25 protein-coding genes are annotated in these 14,789 nt (G+C 58.6%); 22 read left to right on the plus strand and 3 right to left on the minus strand.

The window, feature by feature from the left end:
* Window positions 1–124 precede the first annotated feature (124 nt).
* Together ACIGEK_RS21810 and ACIGEK_RS21815 are read right to left on the minus strand one after the other, a co-directional pair.
* Window positions 125–748 (minus strand): hypothetical protein, encoded by a 624-nt coding sequence (locus ACIGEK_RS21810; protein WP_397495335.1) that lies wholly within the window; start codon window positions 746–748, stop codon window positions 125–127.
* A 64-nt stretch (window positions 749–812) separates the two neighbouring features.
* Entirely contained in the window at window positions 813–1,022 is a 210-nt protein-coding gene (locus tag ACIGEK_RS21815; protein ID WP_397495336.1) for a transcriptional regulator, read from the minus strand.
* Between the two features lie 87 nt (window positions 1,023–1,109).
* Here ACIGEK_RS21815 and ACIGEK_RS21820 point away from each other — a divergent pair, with 87 nt between their 5' ends.
* A complete protein-coding gene (locus ACIGEK_RS21820; protein ID WP_397495337.1) occupies window positions 1,110–1,943 on the plus strand; it encodes an XRE family transcriptional regulator in 834 nt (277 codons plus the stop codon).
* A gap of 175 nt (window positions 1,944–2,118) precedes the next feature.
* Complete coding sequence (locus ACIGEK_RS21825; RefSeq protein ID WP_397495338.1) at window positions 2,119–2,679, plus strand: hypothetical protein; 561 nt, start codon at window positions 2,119–2,121, stop codon at window positions 2,677–2,679.
* A 13-nt stretch (window positions 2,680–2,692) separates the two neighbouring features.
* Here ACIGEK_RS21825 and ACIGEK_RS21830 read toward each other — a convergent pair whose 3' ends face one another.
* Complete coding sequence (locus ACIGEK_RS21830; RefSeq protein WP_397495339.1) at window positions 2,693–3,004, minus strand: DUF1654 domain-containing protein; 312 nt, start codon at window positions 3,002–3,004, stop codon at window positions 2,693–2,695.
* Between the two features lie 433 nt (window positions 3,005–3,437).
* Between ACIGEK_RS21830 and ACIGEK_RS21835 the strand changes: the two genes are divergently transcribed.
* From ACIGEK_RS21835 to ACIGEK_RS21930, 20 genes are all read left to right on the plus strand, one after another.
* The gene (locus ACIGEK_RS21835) at window positions 3,438–4,307 is read left to right on the plus strand and encodes a TAXI family TRAP transporter solute-binding subunit (RefSeq protein WP_397495340.1); all 870 of its coding nucleotides are present in this window, start codon (window positions 3,438–3,440) and stop codon (window positions 4,305–4,307) included.
* Between the two features lie 2 nt (window positions 4,308–4,309).
* Window positions 4,310–4,468, plus strand: a complete 159-nt coding sequence (locus tag ACIGEK_RS21840; protein WP_397495341.1) for a hypothetical protein — start codon at window positions 4,310–4,312, stop codon at window positions 4,466–4,468.
* An 18-nt stretch (window positions 4,469–4,486) separates the two neighbouring features.
* Window positions 4,487–4,912 (plus strand): hypothetical protein, encoded by a 426-nt coding sequence (locus ACIGEK_RS21845; RefSeq protein WP_397495342.1) that lies wholly within the window; start codon window positions 4,487–4,489, stop codon window positions 4,910–4,912.
* Window positions 4,913–4,979: 67 nt separating this feature from the next.
* Entirely contained in the window at window positions 4,980–5,162 is a 183-nt protein-coding gene (locus ACIGEK_RS21850) for a hypothetical protein (RefSeq protein ID WP_397495343.1), read from the plus strand.
* A gap of 687 nt (window positions 5,163–5,849) precedes the next feature.
* Window positions 5,850–6,119 (plus strand): hypothetical protein, encoded by a 270-nt coding sequence (locus ACIGEK_RS21855; protein ID WP_397495344.1) that lies wholly within the window; start codon window positions 5,850–5,852, stop codon window positions 6,117–6,119.
* Window positions 6,120–6,131: 12 nt separating this feature from the next.
* Window positions 6,132–6,500, plus strand: a complete 369-nt coding sequence (locus ACIGEK_RS21860; RefSeq protein WP_397495345.1) for a hypothetical protein — start codon at window positions 6,132–6,134, stop codon at window positions 6,498–6,500.
* On the plus strand, window positions 6,500–6,817 hold the full coding sequence (locus ACIGEK_RS21865) for a hypothetical protein (RefSeq protein ID WP_397495346.1): 318 nt from the start codon (window positions 6,500–6,502) through the stop codon (window positions 6,815–6,817). The genes ACIGEK_RS21860 and ACIGEK_RS21865 overlap by 1 nt, the downstream gene beginning before the upstream one ends.
* A gap of 59 nt (window positions 6,818–6,876) precedes the next feature.
* Window positions 6,877–7,272, plus strand: coding sequence for a hypothetical protein (locus tag ACIGEK_RS21870; protein ID WP_397495347.1), 396 nt, complete (start codon window positions 6,877–6,879; stop codon window positions 7,270–7,272).
* Entirely contained in the window at window positions 7,269–7,466 is a 198-nt protein-coding gene (locus tag ACIGEK_RS21875; protein WP_397495348.1) for a hypothetical protein, read from the plus strand. Before ACIGEK_RS21870 ends, ACIGEK_RS21875 begins: the two co-directional genes overlap by 4 nt.
* A gap of 101 nt (window positions 7,467–7,567) precedes the next feature.
* Window positions 7,568–7,822 (plus strand): hypothetical protein, encoded by a 255-nt coding sequence (locus tag ACIGEK_RS21880; protein WP_397495349.1) that lies wholly within the window; start codon window positions 7,568–7,570, stop codon window positions 7,820–7,822.
* A gap of 88 nt (window positions 7,823–7,910) precedes the next feature.
* Window positions 7,911–8,234 carry a DUF4406 domain-containing protein gene (locus tag ACIGEK_RS21885; RefSeq protein ID WP_397495350.1) on the plus strand — a complete coding sequence of 108 codons (324 nt, stop codon included), beginning with the start codon at window positions 7,911–7,913 and terminating at the stop codon, window positions 8,232–8,234.
* A complete protein-coding gene (locus tag ACIGEK_RS21890; RefSeq protein ID WP_397495351.1) occupies window positions 8,231–8,461 on the plus strand; it encodes a hypothetical protein in 231 nt (76 codons plus the stop codon). Before ACIGEK_RS21885 ends, ACIGEK_RS21890 begins: the two co-directional genes overlap by 4 nt.
* Entirely contained in the window at window positions 8,458–8,889 is a 432-nt protein-coding gene (locus ACIGEK_RS21895) for a hypothetical protein (protein ID WP_397495352.1), read from the plus strand. The genes ACIGEK_RS21890 and ACIGEK_RS21895 overlap by 4 nt, the downstream gene beginning before the upstream one ends.
* Entirely contained in the window at window positions 8,886–9,089 is a 204-nt protein-coding gene (locus tag ACIGEK_RS21900) for a hypothetical protein (RefSeq protein WP_397495353.1), read from the plus strand. Before ACIGEK_RS21895 ends, ACIGEK_RS21900 begins: the two co-directional genes overlap by 4 nt.
* On the plus strand, window positions 9,082–9,957 hold the full coding sequence (locus ACIGEK_RS21905) for a hypothetical protein (protein ID WP_397495354.1): 876 nt from the start codon (window positions 9,082–9,084) through the stop codon (window positions 9,955–9,957). The genes ACIGEK_RS21900 and ACIGEK_RS21905 overlap by 8 nt, the downstream gene beginning before the upstream one ends.
* A gap of 207 nt (window positions 9,958–10,164) precedes the next feature.
* A complete protein-coding gene (locus ACIGEK_RS21910) occupies window positions 10,165–10,824 on the plus strand; it encodes a DUF3850 domain-containing protein (protein ID WP_397495355.1) in 660 nt (219 codons plus the stop codon).
* A 63-nt stretch (window positions 10,825–10,887) separates the two neighbouring features.
* Complete coding sequence (locus ACIGEK_RS21915; protein WP_397495356.1) at window positions 10,888–11,247, plus strand: hypothetical protein; 360 nt, start codon at window positions 10,888–10,890, stop codon at window positions 11,245–11,247.
* A gap of 43 nt (window positions 11,248–11,290) precedes the next feature.
* Entirely contained in the window at window positions 11,291–11,575 is a 285-nt protein-coding gene (locus ACIGEK_RS21920) for an excisionase (RefSeq protein ID WP_397495357.1), read from the plus strand.
* On the plus strand, window positions 11,515–12,651 hold the full coding sequence (locus ACIGEK_RS21925) for an Arm DNA-binding domain-containing protein (RefSeq protein WP_397495358.1): 1,137 nt from the start codon (window positions 11,515–11,517) through the stop codon (window positions 12,649–12,651). Before ACIGEK_RS21920 ends, ACIGEK_RS21925 begins: the two co-directional genes overlap by 61 nt.
* 289 nt (window positions 12,652–12,940) lie before the next feature.
* Window positions 12,941–14,197 (plus strand): integrase domain-containing protein, encoded by a 1,257-nt coding sequence (locus ACIGEK_RS21930; protein WP_397495359.1) that lies wholly within the window; start codon window positions 12,941–12,943, stop codon window positions 14,195–14,197.
* Window positions 14,198–14,789: the final 592 nt, after the last annotated feature.

Consider the following 14,789-nt stretch of genomic DNA (forward strand, 5'->3'; position numbering starts at 1 on the left):
AACCGTAAAACGTGGCGCGCGGTGGGCGGTATTGCTTGGGTGGGGTTCGGTGTGCATAATCGGCCTCACAAGTTGTTGCTGTTGAAGAAGCCGGTCTAGCCACCGGCTTTTTTGTGCCCGGTATTTAGTTCGCGACCCGCAACTTGTGCTGGCCGGTGTGCTCTGCCAGCACGTTCTCCATGCGCCTGCGCACCTCGCAGGCGCGGCTCTCGACTGCCAGCAGGCGCTCGATGGCTTCAGGCAGGTGTGGCAGGTCAGCCGCATCAATCTTCCCGTCTGCCAGCACGCCGCCAGTGGCCTCAACGGCCTCGCCCAGGCGGGCGATCAACTGACCGAAGGCCAGCACCGGGCATGCATCAGCGCCAAGCTCACGCGCGCCCAGCAGGCCGTGGCGGCTGGCCAGCTCATTCACACAACGCTCGCGGTACTCGGCGTCCAGCGCCAGCACCCAGGCCTCTTCAACCCAGCTCGGCAGGTCGATGTCACCAGCCAGCCAGCGCTGCACACGCTTCAACCAGCTGCCAGAGCCTTTCAGGAAGGCCGCCACGTCATTGCCAGCGGCCAGCGCATCGAAGTCCGGCACACCAGCATCAGTAGCCTTGCCCGGCACCAGCGCATGCAGCTGCGCGGCCAGGGCTTGGGCGAACTTGTCTTGGCTCAGCGAGGTGCGCGCGATCATCTCGGCGGCATGCGCCACCAGCACCTGGTCACGGGTTTGCGAAAGCTGTCTTGGTTTGGACGATGTCACGTGGCTACCCCTTCCCTATTCTTGAGCCATGGAAAGACGGCCCAGTTGTTGTTTGGTCGAACGATCAGGCGGCGTTGCTTGAACCCTGGCGAGCACAAAGCTCGCGGGCAGTAACAAGGCCGCCAGTCAGCTCTTCAGCCTTAAAAGCGTGTTCCGCAGTAATTGAAGTGGCTCCGGATATCCAATACGAGACGGCTGCCTGGGAAACGCCCAGGGCCTTTGCTGTCTTGGTTTGGCCCCCAAAGTGGGCGACCAGTTTTTCTATGGGGTTCATCGTGCGGCCTCGAAATAAGCACGCTTATATACTATGAATAAGGAGGCTTATTTGCAAGGGCATAAGCGCGCTTATAGATTGACGGTCATGAGCAACCTAAAAGACCGCATCAAGAGCGCTAGGGCGCATGCAGGCCTGACCCAGCTAGAGCTGGCGAAGAAGGTTGGCGTATCGCAGCCTGTGATTTCTCAACTTGAGAAAGGCGAAAACCTGCAAAGCGTTCACCTAGTGAAGATCGCTAACACATGCAGAGTGGATGCAGCGTGGCTGGCTGAAGGCGCTGGAGAGATGATTCCTGGCGGGGCTGACTCGATAACTGCCAAGCCGGGCGAGTCTTCTGCAGAGATAGTCAGAAGGATGCTGGAAAGGAGTGGCCGCAATCTACCCGCCGAAACCAGGGATCGAATCATCTCGGCTGTAGAGGCTGGCAGCGACGAGAGTTCGCCAGCAAACAACGTAATCACTGGCGACTTCTCCCGCCCAGCTCGGCTTACAGACAGCGACGTCCTGATACCTCAATACGATGTGCGCGCGTCGATGGGTCACGGCCAGGTGCCGGCTGATTACGTCGACTTCGTGCGCAACGTTGTAGTTAGCGGCCCGCAGCTTGAGCGGCTTGGCCTGGAGTACACCTCCCCCGCGAACCTCTCGATCATCACCGGCTGGGGCCAGTCGATGGAAGGCACGATCAACGACAAAGATCCCGTAATCGTGGACCGAGGTGTTAACGAGTTTGCGGGTGATGGCGTGTACGTTCTGACATGGGCTGGCGATCTCTACATCAAGCGCCTGCAGAAAGCTGATGCTGGCCGGTTCGACATGATCTCTGACAACGAAAAACACAAAGACCGAACAGTGCCAGTTGAGGACGTGACCATTCACGCCAAGGTACTTCTGGTGTGGAACGCGAAGAAGTTATAGCGCCCGAACAATAACGATGGAGTGATGCTAGGATGAATGACAAGACCCGCCAACCACCGCCGCCTCCGCGGCCGCAGCCGCACCCAGGCACAGCCCAAGACAGCGGGAAAAGCATTCAGCACAACAGCGACAACACGATATCTGAAAGCCGCCCTGCACCGCCGAGACCCAAGCGATGACCGAAACCGAACAGGAATCTGAAGCCAACTTTGCTCTTGAGTTCTACGTCAGGCGCAATATTCGCTATCACCTTCGACGTTATGCCTTCTTCACGAAGTGGAGCCGGTTCATAGCCTTTGTTGGTGTCCTGTTCGGCTCTGCAGCTGCAGCCACCTTAATCGCCGGCTGGCCAAAGTGGGCGACTGCTTTGCTGGCTTTGGTTGTCACCGTGGCCGCTGCAATTGACCTAATTGTTGGAATCAGCCAGCGCGGCGCCCTGCACAACGACCTTCGCCGCGATTACCTAAGCATCCAGGAAGATATCGCGTGCAAGGGTGAGCCTACTACTGATGAGCGCAAGGCGTATTGGGCCAAGATTCATCGGATAGAGTCCGATGAACCACCCGAGAAAACAGTGCTAGAGCTGATGTCGCGCAATGAGGTTGTTTGCTCTCTTTATGAGGATGAAGATAGAACCAAGCACTTCATCACCATACCTTTCTACATGAAAGTCACGGCTCACTGGATTAATTGGGACGTAACTGGGCTTAAGCCATCGAGCCCTGTAAGCGGCTGACCTATCTGCAATTCTAGAACGGTGCAGCCTCCTCCAGCGGCACCAGTTCCTCTGCGTCAGCAATCCGATCGTCATCCGTAGGGGCATCCCAGCGCACGATCACATCACCCTCCTCCGCATACTCCAGACGCAGGCCGTCCGTCTCCGCGAGCAACTCCATCACCCCACCCCAAGCTTCATCCGTATCTGCATCCAGTCGGTGAATCCTCGCCTGGCGCTCTAGTTGCGCCTTCGGCGAACTGATCATCGAGGAAACCCGCAGCCCAAGTTTTTCCAATCCAGTCAGTTCAGTGCGGCTCTGCTGCGGTGCTTTCTTCTTGGCCATCTGACTCTCCTTTTACTGTATGCGCATACAGTAATTTGGATTTGCTCAAGATGGAAGATCAGACCATCACCTAAAAATATATAAGCATGCTTATTGACTCACCAAATAAGCGAGCTTATATTTTACCCATCGCCGGCCAACACCGGCCAGGCCGAAAGGCCGCCACTCTTTAACAACACGCGCCATGAACAGCTAGCCGGGAAACCGGCGAGGCAGCCCCGGCCATCACCTGTGGGGCGACAGAAAGTCAGGTGAGTAACACGCGCACTGCAAGCCGGCGACCGGCGTACCGCTTCACCAGCCAACAGAGGGGCTGCGGCGGACGAGGTGATGACCGAACCGCGAGGAAGACCCAGCAACCAGGGCGCCAGGACACCAGTAGTAAAGGATCGCTTTACAACTCAACCCAGCACCAGCAACCAAAGGACGCCCAATGAAGACCAAAGCACTTTTGCTCGCCCTGCTCATCAGCGTTTCATCGATGGCCAGCGCAGCACCAAGCACCCTTAACTTCTGCACTGGCGGCGAAGGTGGCTTCTACCAGGACCTTGGCAAAGCCATCGGAAACAGCATCACCAAGAACACCGAGATCCAGCTCAACGTGCTCACCACCGGCGGCAGCGTCGAGAATGCCGAGCTGATGAAGGGCGGCGAGTGCGACATTGCCATCATGCAAGCTGACGCCGCGGTCACCAAGCCGCTGCCCACTGACGTGAAGATCGTCGACGGGCACATGGAACAGGTCTACTGGCTCCACGGTAAAACCGGCATTGACGACTTCGGCAAGATGGAAGACGACGCTGTTGCCAAGAAGTACGCCTTCGCGGCCGTGGCAGGCTCTGGCGCACTGGTAACCCTGAACAACTGGATCGACACCGACGACGACTATAAGGGCGCGGTGCCGGTTGAATTTGACGACTGGTACGCCGCAGCCGAAGCGGTGGCGCAAGGCTACGTAAAGAAGGCAGGCGTCACGGTGGAAATCGCCGGCATGCTCTACATCGGCCGACCTGGCAAGATTACGAGCGACATTACCGAAGACTTTGGGACTCAGATTCTGATTGGCGAGGTCAACGACAGCTCGTTTGCCAACGCCAAGGACGCCAACGGCAACCCGCTGTACACCGCCTGCTCGGTTGACTCCAAGCTGGCCAGCGGCCTCAAGACGTCTACCTTCGGCAGCCCGGACACCTACTGCCTGCGCGCCCAGATCGTCTACAACAACGACTGGCACCAGGGCGACAAAAAGCTTCGCCGTGGCGTAGACAAGGGCATCAACAGCATCGTCAAAGCGGTGCGCTGACCATGCTCCGCTTCGCCCTGGTAATCGTGCTGGCGGGCTTCCTACTCGCCAGCTCCACCCTGCTGCACATCCTCTCCACTACCTACATCTTCGGCGTGCTTTCGGGCCTGCTGCTGGGTGCGGCGCTGTGGATGAAGGTGCGGCGCAAGCCTGCAGCCTGAACAACGGAGATCCGCGCCATGGCCTTGAGGTCACGCAAAGCGCCGGCGCCAGAAGAAAAGCCCATTGAGTGGACGCGGGCCGATCCGGTTGAGCTGGCCAAGTTCGATCCAGCTTCGAAGGTCTGCACCATGAATTGCGGACCGCATGGGCTCGACCCACGCAGCCGGGCCGCGCGGCTATTCCTGTGCGACGACTGCGAAATTCAAACACCAGTTGCACCACCAGCCGAGGTAGCCATGGGCGTTTCCGAACTGGGCCGCAAAGGCCTGACAGCATCAACGCATGCCGCCACCGAGAAGCTGCACACCGAGCTGAACGAAGCCCTGGATCGGGCTCAGGCCGCAGGGCTCACCGTAGAGCTGATCGTCGGGATGATCGAGATGACAAAGGCTGCCGTTCTGGAGTCGTACTTCCGCCAGATGGATGAGATCCACCGCGAATAGGACGGACAGCATCACTGAGCAGCCTTGGCGACAGGGCTGCTTGGGATGACAAGCGAGGTTGAACGCAATGAAATCACTGATTTGGAAGATCCGCTATGCGCGGCACTTTTACCGGCGTATCGCAGGCGATTGCTGGAAAGATTGGTCTCTCAGTTGGGAAAGCGCATGTGTCAGCTGGGATGAGCTGGACGGTCCCGATACTGACCCCATCGAGAGCGCGGACGAAGAGTTGAGTTACTGGAATGAATGAATCCCGCAACACGACCGGGACGCCGCCGGGCAACGCATGAAGCAGCGCCCGGTGATAAGCAGGTTTGCCGCCTGGGCATAAGGCACCGATCACCTGCATGCAGGGCGTATCGGAGTGTGATCGGCAACCAAATCCAGCCCAAATGCTGGTACGCGATTCGGCGGGGACGCCCACGCCGGTTACACCCCGATGCGCAATATCGCGCATCACAACCAGATGGCCGTTTAACTGCGATCACTGGGCAAGAAGGTAGCAACACCACCGGATCAGGCAGAGCAGGAGCGAAGCCCCAGGGCCCACTACACCCGAAGATCAGCCGGCGTGGCGAGCCGGCACCAATTCAACAGGTGGCCACTGCCTGCCCAGTGAGCGCACAGCAGGAGAGCCAAGCCATGAGTTAAGCCATCGATACACCCGTGCGGCGCAGTAAGCCTGAAGGCTGCGCCCGTAAGCCGGCAGACAGCGGCCAATTGTGGCGTCCATGTCACCGCGCATGGGCCGGGTAACCGGTAGCCCACCCGAACGACGACGATCACCGCTGACGCAACACACCCAGGCCGACGCCAGTAGCGGGCCTGGGCACCCTTCCCCCGTACCCATAAGCAGCCAATCCAGCACGCAACCTTGCGGAAGTCTGGCGTGTTGGTGCGGCTGACTTATGGCTATGACCAACCGAGGTGCCACACCATGAACGCACTGCAACAAGCCAAGGCCAGCGTCAACGAACTTACCGATCTGCTCGAACTGGCACGCAAAGCCCGCGAGGCATTCGCTGGGCGCAACCTCTCGCAAGGCTATCGCCCGGATCGAACCCAGGCCGTCATGGCCGGCAAGGGCATGGTGCACGTCATCGACAGCACCAGTGGCCGCTGCCTGGGCTTTCGTCGCACTCCGAAGGAAGCCGGCTGGCTGCAGCAGGCATTGGAGAACGGCACCCACAACCAGGCACACGCCTGACCGGAGGCCAGCATGATCCCCACCCCACACTTTCAGAGCCACGCACAGCAGCAGGCCATGCTTGGCTGCGCGGCCAACCTCGACCCAGCAAAACACCCGCGGCGCTACGCCCAGCATCAAGCAAGGCAACGCATAGCAAAAGAGGTGCGCGGGTTAGATCAAGAGAACTCGGTGCCCGGCATCATTTGTGCCCGCGAGCGCCTCAACCAGATGCGTTTGGAGCGCCGCGCAAAGCAGGCCGAGCAGATCAAACCCATGGCGGCCACCGGTGAAACCATCATCGGCATGGCCCGCGCCATCGGCTGCACGCCACGCACCATCCTGAGCCTGTTAGATGAGTTCAAGATCACGCGCGGCCCCAAGATGAACTTGGAGGCGTGATGGCACTCACCCAACAGCAGCGCGACGCCAACACCAAAGAGAAACGCGAGCGCCTCGGCGACGAAGAGCTACGCCACCGCGTGCGCCCAGGCACCAAAGCCTGTCTTGAGCGCAACAAGGCCCGCGCAGGCATCACCGAAACAAGCGAGCTGCTGCAGGTGGTGCTGCTCAACATGGAAGGCCTCGATGATCTGGCCTTTGCAGCACTGACCACACCACCGCGCCACACTTTCGAGATAAGCGAAAACGTGGCGCGCGATCTGTACCAGCAGGGCGCACGCCGAGCCGCCAAGCTCGACGCCGACGACCTGACGTAACTCACCCACCCAAGCCCAGCGCCAGCAGCGCAACGGGCTGCTATTGCCTGGAGAAAGCTATGCCCAACGTACTTTATGCCGGCCTGCGTAACCCTGAGCGCGACCAGGACATATTCAACGCCCTTGCAGGCAAGTCGATCAGTGAAGTGGCTGAGCTTATGGAGCTGCAGCCGAGCACGGTTCGGGCTGCACAGAAGCGTATCGCGGACCTGGCCACGTACAACCTCACTCTCACAGGGGGGGGTAAGGATATTTCGATTGGCCCTGTTGCGGCCAAGTCATTCCGCCGGGCCGCGCTTGGCGCATACCGGCACTTCTGCGGCACGTTCCGCAGTCTGGAACTGAATCAGTGGGCGGTCACTGATGGAAGCAACACGCTCACCATTCAAGATCTTCGTGACCTCGACTCCGGCGTTGCATCGGTGACGGAGGACGATCAGGAAACCAAGGCATGACCCACCACCCCAAGCGCAGCCGCTGCCAATCCTGCTCCAAGCGCCTGGACAACTGCAGCGACCTTCCCTTCCACACCATGCCAGTGCACCGGCAGGACGGAACAGACGTGGTGGTCATCTGCACCCAGTTCGTGCCAGCAGCAGGCGAGCGCGGCAAGCCGTTTCTCAATCCGAGGCGCGGCCGCCGGTTGTAACCACCCTACCCGCCCACTCCCTGCCTGATGCTCGGGCGGGAGGGTGGTGAACATAGACCCTAGTCACTTCCAATAATTCACGCCACTGGCGAGGGATAACCATGCCATTTGAAAAGACATTCGAGCAACAAGGCACATTCCAAGCCTTCTACGCCGCCTGTGATTGGCTTAAGGAGAACGGCTACAGCTACGGCAGTACGTGCCGAGGCGAGCCGGTAGGTGTTCTCAAGGGCGATTACATAATCGCCAAGTGGCGAAACCTCACCAAGGCAGAACGCAACGAGCTTGACGGCACGCTCGATGGCGATTTCCGCGAAGGCCCTTTAACGCTCAACCTCAAGGTAGCGCCCGCATGACCACCCCCACCTTCTGCCGTGGCGCCGGGTTGCGCGTAGCCGTATGCCCTTGCCTGCGCTGCCAGCCCATCAAGCCGGAGTAACCACCATGCGCCGCATTTATCTTGCCGGTCCGATGACTGGCATTGCTGACTTCAACTACCCCGCCTTCCACGCCGAAGCCGCCCGCCTGCGCGCACTCGGCTACCACGTCGAGAACCCAGCCGAGAACCCGGCGCCAGCGTGCGGAACCTGGGAGGCGTACCTACGCACAGCCCTGCGCCAGATGCTCACCTGCGAAGTCGTTGCCCTGCTCCCCGGCTGGATTGATAGCCGCGGCGCAACGCTTGAGCGCTACACGGCGCAGCAGGTAGGCATGGCAATCGTCAACGCTTCAGCCATTCAGGAGGCTTTGCAATGTCAGGCTGCATGACCGAAAGCGCCCAGGTGCAGCGCATCAACGCCCAGTGCTTAGCCGCTGAGCCAGAACGGTCGCGGGACGATAAGCGCGAGCGCTACCGCCACCGGGTCACCAACAAGAGCTATGTCCTGATTCTCGAACTCGGCGGCGCCTGCGAACTGGAAGGCATCGGCCGTCGCTGCATCCACCAAACCCGCGACACCCTGGACAACAACGAGATATGGGAGCGCCTGCCATGAGCCGCAGTGGATACGACGATGATTGCAACGGATGGACGCTGATCTGCTGGCGTGGTGCCGTTAACTCTGCGCTCAAGGGCAAGCGAGGCCAGGCTGCATTGCTCGAGATCCGCGATGCGCTTGACGCGATGCCGGTGAAGCAACTGGCCGCCGACTCCCTGGTGTCGGCGGATGGCCAGTTCTGCACGCTGGGCGCTCTGGGTGCGGCGCGTGGGATGCCGCTGTCTGACCTTGTGCCAGATGATCCGGAAGGCGTTGCCGAAAAGTTCGGGATCGCCACCGCGATGGTCCGTGAAATCGTCTACGAGAATGACGAATACCCAGGTGTGCGCGGGCCTGACGGGAAGTGGGGGCCAGAGACTCCCGAGCATCGCTGGCAGCGCATGCGCAAATGGGTCGACAACCACATCCTTCCGGTGATGCCGTGAGTGGCTACCTCGCCCTCCCGCTATCCAGCCACGTCAACGGCCACACCTGGAACCTGTACAGCTTCGACTACGAGTCGCCAGATGGCAGGCCAAGCGGCTACTTCTACGCAACCTCCGACGACCACGCAAAGCTTCTGCTCAGTGAGCTGAAGGAAAGCGCCGTGCTTGTCGGGCAAGTAATGGGGCAAGTCCATGAGTGAGAAAGCAGCTGTGATCAAAGGCCATGGCCACGTAACGCCAAACGCAGACGGGAGCCGCACCCGCTGTGGTGGGCCGACTATCTGCAAGGTGTGCAAGGCAGAGCTTGCCGCCCTGAAAGCCCAGCCGAGCGCGTTGGTGCCTGATCGTGACGGGCTAGTCGCGGCGGTTTGCGTGTTGAAGTCGCAAGGGTTAGGCAACCTGGCCGCTGCTGTTTCGGATGCGCTGACTGTGCTTGATGGCGCAACTATCAAGCAATCCTTGACGGTTGGCGGGGTGGATGAGCGGGCGGCGTTTATCCGTGACTTAAAACTCGAAGGGCGGGTCTACTACGATGCAAACACGCACCAATGGCTACCGACTCGCGACTCGGTTGAAGGCTTCCAGCTAGCACAGCGCGTAACCGCATGCTGGGTAGGCTGGGTAGCCCGCGCCGCCCTCTCAGCGCCTAGCCATGGTGAGCAGGTGCGTGGCAGTTCGGACAAATATTTTATAGCGACCCAAGGGCTTAACCGCTCAACCGGGCAGTGGGAAACAGTTCGCGGCGATTTCTACCTTGCCGACGCGAATCCTTTGCCAGCTTGGAGTGACGTTATTGCTGAGCGTCAACGCCAGATCAGCGCAGAAGGCTGGACGCCAGAGCATGACGACGCCCATAGCGATGGAGCGCTTGCAAAAGCTGCAGCCTGCTACGCGGCAAATGCAGGCGACCAGAGAATCCCTAAAACATGGCCATGGCAGGCAAGGTTCTGGAAGCCCGGAACGGCTCGCAGAATGCTCGTTAAATCCGGTGCGCTGATCCTTGCCGAGATTGAACGCCTTGATCGAGCCGCCGCCCCATCATCAGGCAGTCAGGAGCAAGGCGAATGAGCGAACAATCACTATGCGCCGTGCGCGGTGTTCTATACGGCGGTCGTGCCATCTGCGAGTCAGTAATCAACGCCAGCAAGTGCGGATTTGATGGTGCGTGCGAGCACAAGCGCGAACCGGTTCAGCTTGTCGAGTGCGACCGATGCCCAGCTATCGGCGGCTGCGTAAACCCCTGCATGCGCACAGACCAGCAGCGGAGTAACTGACATGGCTCACCACGAACTGAAAATCCACGAACAGCCGTTCAACGACTTGCTGTCTGGCGCAAAGACCTGCGAAGTCCGCAACAACGACCGAGGCTTCCAGGCAGGCGACACCGTGCAGCTACATGAGATAGCCGACGACTTCACCGGTCGCGTGATGGCGAGAAAAATCACGCACGTTCAAACCGGCTACGGCTTGCCTGATGGCCTGTGCGTGCTGTCATACGCCCAGGTTCCAAGCCAAGGGGGCGAGGCGGTAGCGTGGATGCTTGCTGATGCAGTCGGCGGAAGCATGCTTGAGTTCCAGCGTGATTTGCTGTTGGAAAATCAGTGCCGATACGGCGGAGAGATTGTTCCGCTCTACACCCACCCAGCCGACCAAGTGGCAGGGCCTGCAAATCAGATTGCATGGAAGCGCCGCGATGGCGTTATGGGCTGCAAGCGATTCATGACGCAGAAGGTTTACGACGCACAGTCGCCGCAGATGAAAGGCAACTATGAGCCGTTTTACTGCGCGCATTGCGTGGCTGGCCAATTGGCAGAGCCTGATGCTGTGCCGGTGGAGTTGCTGCGCCGGATTTCAGACCCATTCACAAGCACGGCCTATTTGCTGGAGGGCCTAAAAGAACTCCGCGCCCTACTGGCCGCCGCCTCCCCGCAGTAACCCCTAACCCCGATCAAACCCCAATCAACTGTGCCGGCTTGAGCCGGTGGAGAGGTATTCGCTATGCCTGATTTCCAATCAACCAGCACGCCGACCGCCAGAAAGCAGCATGTGTGCGGCGAGTGTCAGGGCCACATCCAGCCAGGCCAGCAGTACCAGTTGATATCTGGCAGCTGGGAAGGCGTGATGGACGCCTTCAAAACCTGCCTTAGCTGCGTTGCTGTCCGCGATTGGGCTACCGCTCAGCCTGAATGGGGAACTGACGGCGACTATCTCTTTTCCCTTGGTCAGCTCGAAGAGGATCTTGCCTATCTCGCGCCAGAGATAGGCAGTGGCGATGGTCGAAGATTCCACGCATACCGCCTGCAGGCGCAGATGGCGAACCGGCGCAACGCCAGAACCAGCCAGAGCAAAGCAGCCTAACCCCTTCCCACCCTCCCCGGCATAGGGGTAGAGAGGTATCCATATGGCAATGGCCAAATATCAGACCATAAAGAAGTTCGCCCTTGAGAGCGGTTACACTGAGGCGGCAATCAGAACCAAAATTCAAGACGGCACCTGGAAGCAGGGCGAGGTGTGGATACGCGCGCCCGACAAAAAGCCGCTGATCAGTGTTGAGGGGTATAACGCATGGGTGGAAGGCGAACTGGCGTCCGAGCAGCTTCCCGATCGAGCATTGAAATTAGTTTCATGTTCGAAGGGCAGCAATGCCGCGAGCGCGTACCTCTTGTCCCCAGCCCCGCTAACCTAAAGCGGGCTGAGCAGCACAAGGCATCCATCGAACTGGCGATCTACAACGGCACGTTCGATTACGCAGCCACCTTCCCCAAGTCCAAGCGCGCGGCCCGAGTCGGATACAAGACAGGCCAGATCCCGCTGGAAACCTACCTCGACAACTGGCTCACCAGCAAAGAAGCGCACCTGAAGGCGTCCACCCTGGACGGTTACCGAAAGATCATCAACGGCGTGCTGGCCCCCAAGCTGGGCAAAACTCCCCTGGTATTGCTCACCAGGAAGATGATCAAGGACGCGCTCACCACTATCGAAGCATCCAACAAAAGGCTGGCCAACGTGCAGAGCTGCCTGCGTTCTGCGCTGGGCGATGCAGTGGATGATGAACTGATAGAGGCAAACCCGCTGGCGGGCTGGACGTATTCGGTGAAGGGCAAGCCAAAGGCTGAAGACGAGATCGACCCGTTCACCAAGGATGAACAGCGGGCGATATTAGACGCGGCCACCGGGCAATACCGGAACCTGCTGCAGTTCGCCCTATGGACGGGCCTGCGGACAAGTGAGCTGGTGGCGCTGGAGTGGGGGGATATTGACTGGCTGCGCGGCGAGGTGCGCATATCGAGAGGGCTGACCAAGGCAGCCAAGGAAGCAGAGCTGCCGAAGACGGCGGCAGGGTTGCGTGACGTGAAGCTGTTGCCGATGGCGCTTGAGGCGCTGCAGGCGCAGAAAGAGCACACCTACATCGCTGGCGGCCAGGTCTTCCATGACCCGCGTTACAACCAACCGTTCGACGGTGACCAGGCTATCCGTAAATCATTCTGGATACCGACGATCCGCCGGGCAAAGGTCCGCTACCGCAACCCGTACCAGACGAGGCACACGTACGCATCAATGATGCTCAGTGCAGGCGAGCACCCCATGTGGGTGGCCAAGCAGATGGGTCACAGCAGCTGGGTTATGATTGCCAGAGTGTACGGGCGGTGGATACCGAACGAAGGCGACACATCCGGCGGCAAGGCTGCGGCGCTTTTCGGGACGCCGGTTCAAATCCCCAACGGGGAACTGAACCGCACTGCCGGTGGTGACCACCCTTGATCTAAGGCTTAAAAGCGCTGCTACAGCAACATCTCAGCAACAATAGGCGTCAAGACCAGTGATTTTGCGGAATGAACGGGGGTTCAAATCCCCCCGGCTCCACCATTACATCATCTAAAGACGTCCACGGACGTCTTTTTTTGCGCCTGAAATCCAGCAAATACGGGGCCTTCAGCGCCATCAGTGTCCACGAGCGTCCAGCACGATCTATGTCTTTCGGTATTCCAAATGGTATTCCAAGCCCACAGGTGCTAATTTTTGGAATACCAAAACCCTCTTTGGAATACCAATGTGCGCTCAAGCTACTCGCCTTTCTGAACTCAAGATCAAAGCCGCCAAGCCTTTAGAGAAGGATTACGTCCTGGTTGATGGTGACGGTCTACAGATGAGAGTGAGAATCAATGGCTCTAAGCTTTGGAACTTTAACTACTACCATCCTGTAACTAAGAAACGCATCAACATGGGCCTTGGCGCATATCCTGAGCTGTCTCTTGCCCAGGCAAGGAAAATGACCATTGAGGCAAGGGAGCTTCTTGCTACTGGCATCGATCCGAAAGAGCAACGAGATAGCCTGAAGCAAGCCAAGAAGGCTGAAACTGAGCACACATTTCAGAACGTAGCGACGGCTTGGTACGAGCTCAAAAAAGACTCAGTGACGCCTGCTTATGCTGAGGACATCTGGCGCTCACTGACGCTGCATGTGTTTCTGGATTTGGGCACCACACCTATATCAGCCATCAGCGCACCTCAAGTCATTAAACTGCTCAAACCACTTGAAACCAAAGGCAGCCTTGAAACCGTTAAACGGCTGTCTCAGCGACTTAACGAGATCATGACCTACGGGGTCAACTCGGGACTGATTCACGCAAACCCGCTTGGCGGGATTCGCTCCACCTTCAAGAAACCGAAAAAGAAGAACATGCCGGCACTTGCTCCCGATGAGCTGAAAGAGCTCATGGTGGCCATTGCCAATGCCAGCATAAAAAGAACCACGCGCTGTCTTATCGAATGGCAGCTCAACACCATGACCCGCCCTGCAGAAGCAGCCACTACCCGCTGGGTCGACATCGACTTCGAAAAGCGAATCTGGACGATCCCTGCTGAACGCATGAAGAAACGACGTACGCACATCGTGCCGCTAACGGATCAAGCAGTGGCACTTTTGGAGGCAATCAAGCCCTACAGCGGGCACCGGGAGTACGTGTTCCCTGCAGACCGTGACCCTCGCACCCATTGCAACAGCCAGACCGCCAACATGGCGCTAAAGCGCATGGGCTTCGAAGGGCGCCTGGTGAGCCATGGCATGCGCTCAATGGCCAGCACGATCCTCAACGAACACGGCTGGGATCCTGAGCTGATTGAGGTAGCGCTAGCTCACGTAGACAAGGACGAAGTGCGAAGCGCCTATAACAGGGCGGACTACATAGACCGTAGACGGCCGATGATGGCCTGGTGGAGTGAGCACATTCAAGAAGCAGCTACCGGCAACATGTCGGTGTCAGCAATGACGGAAAGTCGGGACAGGAAAGTCGTTTCGATCCGCTGATTAAGCGCTACTCGTCGGTCGCAACGGACAACAATCGGCCAAAGGCAGAAACTCAATATGCCTGAGAAATCAGGAGCGATTCAGATGCAGGTAAGAGTTGGATTGAAGTGTTCAGTCTGGGAGCTGGGGAGCGGCTTTAGCCCGAGGCTTCTTCGTTCTAGGCTTCTGTGTTTTTGGGGACATTGACGAAGGTGGTTTGAGATTTCCTGGGACTCGGAAAACGATAAGATGACGAACCGTTTCGCTACCTTCTGGTACTACGGACTCATACCACACGCACTCCTCGAGACTAGGAGGTGGCCCGTTGCGCTCAGCGATTTCCAAGACTCCCAAGAAGCCGAGCTTCACATTGGTGTTTTGGTAGCTGACAGCTTGATTGCAATAGCTTTTCGCTGATGTTCGATCTAGATGCCCATGGTGCCGTTTCATTTCAAAAACGATACGGAATGCACCGAAGGTAACGTAAATGTCTGCTCGTCCTGTCGCGACCCCCTCAATGAATCGCCCCTAGTTTCGTAGACACCTCCAGGCCTCATAATACGGTCCATTAGGAGGTGCCATGAGCAACCCGCGTTATCCCGAAGAATTCAAA

The sequence above is a fragment of the Pseudomonas sp. NPDC079086 genome, assembly GCF_044542155.1.
Taxonomy (GTDB): domain Bacteria; phylum Pseudomonadota; class Gammaproteobacteria; order Pseudomonadales; family Pseudomonadaceae; genus Aquipseudomonas.

What these genes read in the sequence shown, in the direction of transcription:
- ACIGEK_RS21905 (WP_397495354.1), top strand. Translation starts at nt 9,082, where the DNA reads ATGAGTGAGAAAGCAGCTGTGATCAAAGGCCATGGCCACGTAACGCCA.
- ACIGEK_RS21925 (WP_397495358.1), top strand. Translation starts at nt 11,515, where the DNA reads ATGTTCGAAGGGCAGCAATGCCGCGAGCGCGTACCTCTTGTCCCCAGC.
- ACIGEK_RS21930 (WP_397495359.1), top strand. Translation starts at nt 12,941, where the DNA reads ATGTGCGCTCAAGCTACTCGCCTTTCTGAACTCAAGATCAAAGCCGCC.
- ACIGEK_RS21895 (WP_397495352.1), top strand. Translation starts at nt 8,458, where the DNA reads ATGAGCCGCAGTGGATACGACGATGATTGCAACGGATGGACGCTGATC.
- ACIGEK_RS21855 (WP_397495344.1), top strand. Translation starts at nt 5,850, where the DNA reads ATGAACGCACTGCAACAAGCCAAGGCCAGCGTCAACGAACTTACCGAT.
- ACIGEK_RS21845 (WP_397495342.1), top strand. Translation starts at nt 4,487, where the DNA reads ATGGCCTTGAGGTCACGCAAAGCGCCGGCGCCAGAAGAAAAGCCCATT.
- ACIGEK_RS21865 (WP_397495346.1), top strand. Translation starts at nt 6,500, where the DNA reads ATGGCACTCACCCAACAGCAGCGCGACGCCAACACCAAAGAGAAACGC.
- ACIGEK_RS21890 (WP_397495351.1), top strand. Translation starts at nt 8,231, where the DNA reads ATGACCGAAAGCGCCCAGGTGCAGCGCATCAACGCCCAGTGCTTAGCC.
- ACIGEK_RS21820 (WP_397495337.1), top strand. Translation starts at nt 1,110, where the DNA reads ATGAGCAACCTAAAAGACCGCATCAAGAGCGCTAGGGCGCATGCAGGC.
- ACIGEK_RS21850 (WP_397495343.1), top strand. Translation starts at nt 4,980, where the DNA reads ATGAAATCACTGATTTGGAAGATCCGCTATGCGCGGCACTTTTACCGG.
- ACIGEK_RS21915 (WP_397495356.1), top strand. Translation starts at nt 10,888, where the DNA reads ATGCCTGATTTCCAATCAACCAGCACGCCGACCGCCAGAAAGCAGCAT.
- ACIGEK_RS21875 (WP_397495348.1), top strand. Translation starts at nt 7,269, where the DNA reads ATGACCCACCACCCCAAGCGCAGCCGCTGCCAATCCTGCTCCAAGCGC.
- ACIGEK_RS21825 (WP_397495338.1), top strand. Translation starts at nt 2,119, where the DNA reads ATGACCGAAACCGAACAGGAATCTGAAGCCAACTTTGCTCTTGAGTTC.
- ACIGEK_RS21920 (WP_397495357.1), top strand. Translation starts at nt 11,291, where the DNA reads ATGGCAATGGCCAAATATCAGACCATAAAGAAGTTCGCCCTTGAGAGC.
- ACIGEK_RS21815 (WP_397495336.1), bottom strand. Translation starts at nt 1,022, where the DNA reads ATGAACCCCATAGAAAAACTGGTCGCCCACTTTGGGGGCCAAACCAAG.
- ACIGEK_RS21885 (WP_397495350.1), top strand. Translation starts at nt 7,911, where the DNA reads ATGCGCCGCATTTATCTTGCCGGTCCGATGACTGGCATTGCTGACTTC.
- ACIGEK_RS21880 (WP_397495349.1), top strand. Translation starts at nt 7,568, where the DNA reads ATGCCATTTGAAAAGACATTCGAGCAACAAGGCACATTCCAAGCCTTC.
- ACIGEK_RS21910 (WP_397495355.1), top strand. Translation starts at nt 10,165, where the DNA reads ATGGCTCACCACGAACTGAAAATCCACGAACAGCCGTTCAACGACTTG.
- ACIGEK_RS21835 (WP_397495340.1), top strand. Translation starts at nt 3,438, where the DNA reads ATGAAGACCAAAGCACTTTTGCTCGCCCTGCTCATCAGCGTTTCATCG.
- ACIGEK_RS21840 (WP_397495341.1), top strand. Translation starts at nt 4,310, where the DNA reads ATGCTCCGCTTCGCCCTGGTAATCGTGCTGGCGGGCTTCCTACTCGCC.
- ACIGEK_RS21830 (WP_397495339.1), bottom strand. Translation starts at nt 3,004, where the DNA reads ATGGCCAAGAAGAAAGCACCGCAGCAGAGCCGCACTGAACTGACTGGA.
- ACIGEK_RS21860 (WP_397495345.1), top strand. Translation starts at nt 6,132, where the DNA reads ATGATCCCCACCCCACACTTTCAGAGCCACGCACAGCAGCAGGCCATG.
- ACIGEK_RS21870 (WP_397495347.1), top strand. Translation starts at nt 6,877, where the DNA reads ATGCCCAACGTACTTTATGCCGGCCTGCGTAACCCTGAGCGCGACCAG.